The organism is Lysobacter sp. DMC104 (assembly GCF_056313665.1).
This window is the reverse complement of record NZ_JBQUZW010000007.1, coordinates 108,403-113,207: the sequence shown is the minus strand read 5'-3', so window position 1 is coordinate 113,207 and position 4,805 is coordinate 108,403. Positions and strand designations below refer to the sequence as shown.

The following is a 4,805-nucleotide window of genomic DNA, read 5'->3' as shown; positions in this document are numbered from 1 at the left end:
GGGGCAATCAGTCGGTCACGGCAGGCTCGGCGCGATCGGCATGCACCGTCGCGCGCGGGGACACGGGAGAAGGAACGGACACATCGGCGGCACCCGGCGCGATGCCCGGCAGCGGGTACTCGCGGCAGATCGCCTGCACTTCCTCGCGCACGCGGCGCAGCCGCTGCGGATCGAGCGCCCACTGGGTGTTGCCCTGCACCTCGACGTGCAGCAGCACGTCCTCGACCAGTTCGGCGCAGCGCGCCATCGCCGACGGCGGCAGGCCGCGCAGCGCCAGCGTGTTGGTGCCGAAGCGCACGCCGCTGCTCACCAGCGGGCCGTGGCGGTCGTTGGGGATGCGGTTCTTGTTGATGACGATGCCGCAGGCTTCCAGCGACGCCTCCGCGACGCGACCGGTGAGGCCGCGCTCGGCAACGTCGACCAGCAGCATGTGGTTGTCGGTGCCGCCGGTCAGCACGCGCCAGCCGCGCTGCACGAAGGCATCGGCCAGCGCCTGCGCGTCGGCGACGATGCGCTTCGCCAGTTCGACGAAGGCCGGCGTGGTCAGCCCGGCCAGCGCCCGCGCCTTGGCCGCGACCGCGCCGAGGTCCGGCGTGCCCTGCACCATCGGAAACAGCGAGCGTTGCACCAGCTTCGAGCAGGTCAGATTGCCCGCGCCGATCACGGTGTCGATGTCGCGGCCGCACATCACCAGGCCGCCGCGCGGGCCGAACAGCTGCTTGTACGTGCTGGTGGTGGTGAAGTGCGCGTGGTCGATCGGGCTGGGATGCACGCCCGCGGCGACGAGGCCGGCGATGTGCGAGATGTCGGCCAACAGCAGTGCGCCGGCTTCGTCGGCGATGGCGCGGAAGCGCGCGAAGTCGATCGTGCGCGGATAAGCGCTGGCGCCGCAGATCAGCAGCTTCGGGCGATGACGCAGCGCCTGGTCGCGGACCTGGTCGTAGTCGATCAGGCCGTCGGCGCCGAGGCCGTAGGTCTCGGCACGGAAATAGCGGCCCGACACGTTCGCGGGTGAACCGTGGGTGAGATGTCCGCCGCTGTCGAGGTCGAGGCCGAGGATGCAGTCGCCCGGTTGCAGCAGACCGAACATCACCACCTGGTTGGCGGTGGAGCCCGAGTGCGGTTGCACGTTGGCGTAGCGCGCGCCGAACGCGGTGCAGGCGCGCTGCGCGGCCAGCGTCTCGATCTCGTCGACGATCTCGCAACCCGCGTGGTAGCGCCGGCCCGGATAGCCTTCGGTGGTGACGTTCGCCAGCGCCTGCCCGAGGCAAGCCTGCACCGAGAGATCGGCGCTGCTGGACGAGGCCACCATCGTCAGCGTCTCGTCCTGGCGCTGGCGTTCGCGCGCCAGCAGCTCCAGCAGCAGCGGGTCCTTCGCGGCCAGCCGGTCGAGGCCGGTGCAGGCCAGCGCCTTCATGTGCGACAACGCGTCCTGGTCATGCGCGCTCTTTTCATGGATGTTCATGTCAGGCCATCTCCTCTTCCGTGACGTCGTCGCCGGCTTCCATCGCCGCGAGCAGTGCATCGAGATCCACGCTGCGCGCGGCCGCCAGCGTCTGCAGTTCGTCCGCGACCGCGGCAACCGTGGGCTCCAGCAGCAGCTGGCGCAGCGGCAGTTCGATCTGGAACCATTCGCGCACCAGCGCCGCCAACTGCGTGGCGCGCAGCGAGTGGCCGCCGAGGTCGAAGAAGTTGTCGTGCAGGCCCACGGCTTCCAGGCCCAGCACTTCGCAGAACAGCTCGGCGACGAGTGACTGCAGCGGAGTCTGCGGCAGTGCGCGCGCGGCGTTCACCGGTGCAGCGTCCGGTGCCGGCATCGCCGAGCGATCGACCTTGCCATTGGGGCTCAACGGCAGCTTCTGCAGTTCCATCGCCACCCCCGGGACCATGTAGGCCGGCAAGTGCGCGCGTGCGACGTCGAGCACCGCGTCGAGCGGCACCGCCTGCCCTTCATGGAACACGATCCACGCGACGAGGCGCTTCTCGCCGGTGGCGTCGGGGCGCGCGCCGGCCACGGCCTGGCGCACCGCCGGATGTTCGCGCAGCGCGCTTTCGATCTCGCCCAGCTCGATGCGATGGCCGCGGATCTTGACCTGGTGGTCGATGCGGCCGATCAGGAGGATCGTGCCGTCCTCGCGCCAGCGCGCGAGGTCGCCGGTGCGGTACATGCGCGCGCCGGGCACGTCGGTGTGCGGATCGGGCAGGAAACGCTCGGCGGTCAACGACGGACGCGCCCAGTAGCCATGGCCCAGGCCCTTGCCGCCGAGGTACAGCTCACCGGGCACGCCGACTGGCACGGGGTTGAGTTCGGCGTCGAGCACCAGCGCGCGCTGGTTCACCATCGGCTTGCCGTACGGGATGCTGGTCCATTCCGGATCGACGCGATGCACGGTCTCGGTGATCGAATGGATCGACGCCTCGGTGGCGCCGCCGAGTACGTCGTAGCGCGCGCCCGGCGCCATGCGCTTGAAGCGGTCGGGCATCGTCACCGGCACCCAGTCGCCGCCCATGATCGCGGTGCGCAGCGACGGCAGCGTCATGCCGGGCACGCTCTCGACGTGGCGCAGCAGCATTTCCAGCAGCGCCGGCGCGGAGTTCCAGATCGTGACCTTGTGGCGCTGGATCAGCTCGGCCCAGTGCACGGGATCGCGCGCGCCGTCACCCTGCGGCATGACCACCGCGCCGCCCGCGGCGAGGATGCCGAAGGTCTCGTACACGAACATGTCGAAGCTGAAGGACGACAGCGCGAGCACGCGATCGGCCGGGCCGACGCCGTGGCTCTCGTTGAGGTCCAGCAGGTTATTGACGATGCCGGCGTGGCGGATCATCACGCCCTTCGGCCGGCCGGTGGTGCCGGAGGTGTAGATCACGTAGGCCATGTGCTCGCCGGTGACGTGTACCTGCGGCGCATCGGTCGACTGGTCGCGCGCGGTGTCGCCGTCGAGCAGCAGCAGCGGGCAGTCGACCGCCGGCAGCTGCGATGCGACCGGCTCGGCGCTGATCAGCGCGGCGATGCCGGCGTCGCGCAGCATGAACGCGATGCGCTCGGCCGGATACGCGGGGTCGAGCGGCACGTAGGCGCAGCCGGCCTTCACCGTCGCCAGCAGCGCGGCGACCATGTCCGGCCCGGGCCGCAGGCAGAGACCGACGTTGCTTCCCGGCTTCGCGCCCAGCGCGAGCAGCGCGTGCGCGAGCTGGTTGGCGCGCGCGTCGAGCGCACCGTAGGTCAGCGTCTCGTCGCCGAAGATCACCGCCGTCGCGTCCGGCGCTGCGGCCACACGGCGCTGCACGAGATGCTGCAGGCAGACGCCGGCTTCGCGCGGGCGATCGGTGTCGTTCCAGTCGTAGCGCACGCGGTGCAGTTCGGCCGGCGTGAGCATCGGCAGCAGCGAGATGCGGCGCGACGGATCGGCGCAGGCCGACTGCAGCAACGTGCGGTAATGGCCGATCAGCCGCTGCATCGTCGCCGCTTCGAAGATGTCGGTGTCGTAGTGCACGTAGCCGGCCATGCCGTCGGCGGTGCGGCGCAGCGAGAGGATCAGGTCGAACTGCGCGGTGCGGTTGTCGACCTCGCGCATGCGCGCGCTCAGGCCCGGCAGCTCGAACGCCTCGTGCGGCGCGTTCTGCAGGATGAACATCGCCTGCACCAGCGGGTTGTGGCTCAGCGCGCGCTCGGGCTGCAGCAGTTCGACGATCTTGACGAACGGCATGTCCTGGTGCGCGTAGTCCTGCAGCGCAGCGTCGCGCACGCGTTCGAGCAGCGTGGCGAACTCCGGATCGCCCGAGCAGTCGGCGCGCATCGGCAGGGTGTTGAAGAACAGGCCGACCAGCGCTTCGAGCTCCGGCGAGGGCCGGTTGGCGATCGGCGTGGCGATCACCATGTCCTGCTGCCCGGTGTAGCGATGCAGCAGCACCTGGAACGCGGCGAACACCACCATGTACGGCGTCGCGTTGCGCTCGCGCGCGAGGCGCTCGATGCGCTGCGAGAGATCGGCATCCAGCGCGAACTCGATGCGTGCGCCGTTGAAGTTCTGCACCGGCGGGCGCGCACGGTCCAGCGGCATCGCCAGCAGGCCCGGCGCGCCGTCGAGGCGCTGCTTCCAGTAGGTCGCGAGGTGTTCGGTGTCCTCGGCCTGCTGCTGTTCGCGCTGCCAGCAGGCGTAGTCGGCGTACTGGATCTCCAGCGGCGGCAGTTCGCCGCCGGTGTAGCCGGCCGCGATCTCGCGCATCAGCACGCCGTGCGACCAGTCGTCGCAGACGATGTGGTGCAGGTTGAGCAGCAGCACGTGATGGTCGTCGTCGAGCCTGACCAGCATCGTGCGGAACAGGCGGCCTTCGGCGAGATCGAACGGCTCGCGCGCCGCGGCCAGCAGCAGGCGTTCGCATTCGGCCTCGCGCACGTCGGCGGGCGAGGCGCCGAGATCGATGCGTTCGAGCCGGTGCTTCGGCGGTTGCACCAACTGCATCGGCACGCCTTCGAACTCGACGAACGCGGTGCGCAGCGATTCGTGGCGCTCGGCCACGGCCTGCAGCGCGCGCTCCAGCGCGGCGACATCGAGGCGGCCGCGGAAGTCGACGCGGCCGGGCATGTTGTAGTTCGGCGTCCCGGGACGCAGGCGATCCAGGAACCACATGCGTTCCTGGCCATGCGACAGCGGGAAGAGATCGAATTCCGCCGCGCGCGTCAGCAGTTCGCGTTTCTGCTGCGGCGTCAGCTCGGCAAGCCGGGAGGCCAGCGTGTCCATACGGATGAATCCTTGGAAGAAATGAAGTCGGGGGCGTCAGGCCGGGCGTGGTTGCGCCCG

At 70.2% G+C, this 4,805-nt stretch carries 2 protein-coding genes; both read right to left on the bottom strand.

The window, feature by feature from the left end:
• Window positions 1-7: 7 nt before the first annotated feature.
• Window positions 8-1,465: a serine hydroxymethyltransferase gene (locus ACT53R_RS10720; RefSeq protein ID WP_476171863.1), complete on the bottom strand. Its 1,458-nt coding sequence runs from the start codon at window positions 1,463-1,465 to the stop codon at window positions 8-10.
• A gap of 1 nt (window position 1,466) precedes the next feature.
• On the bottom strand, window positions 1,467-4,745 hold the full coding sequence (locus ACT53R_RS10715) for a non-ribosomal peptide synthetase (RefSeq protein ID WP_476171862.1): 3,279 nt from the start codon (window positions 4,743-4,745) through the stop codon (window positions 1,467-1,469).
• Window positions 4,746-4,805: the final 60 nt, after the last annotated feature.

Bases quoted from the DNA above. Each gene is read 5' to 3' on its own strand.
- ACT53R_RS10715 (WP_476171862.1), bottom strand. From the start codon at position 4,745: ATGGACACGCTGGCCTCCCGGCTTGCCGAGCTGACGCCGCAGCAGAAA.
- ACT53R_RS10720 (WP_476171863.1), bottom strand. From the start codon at position 1,465: ATGAACATCCATGAAAAGAGCGCGCATGACCAGGACGCGTTGTCGCAC.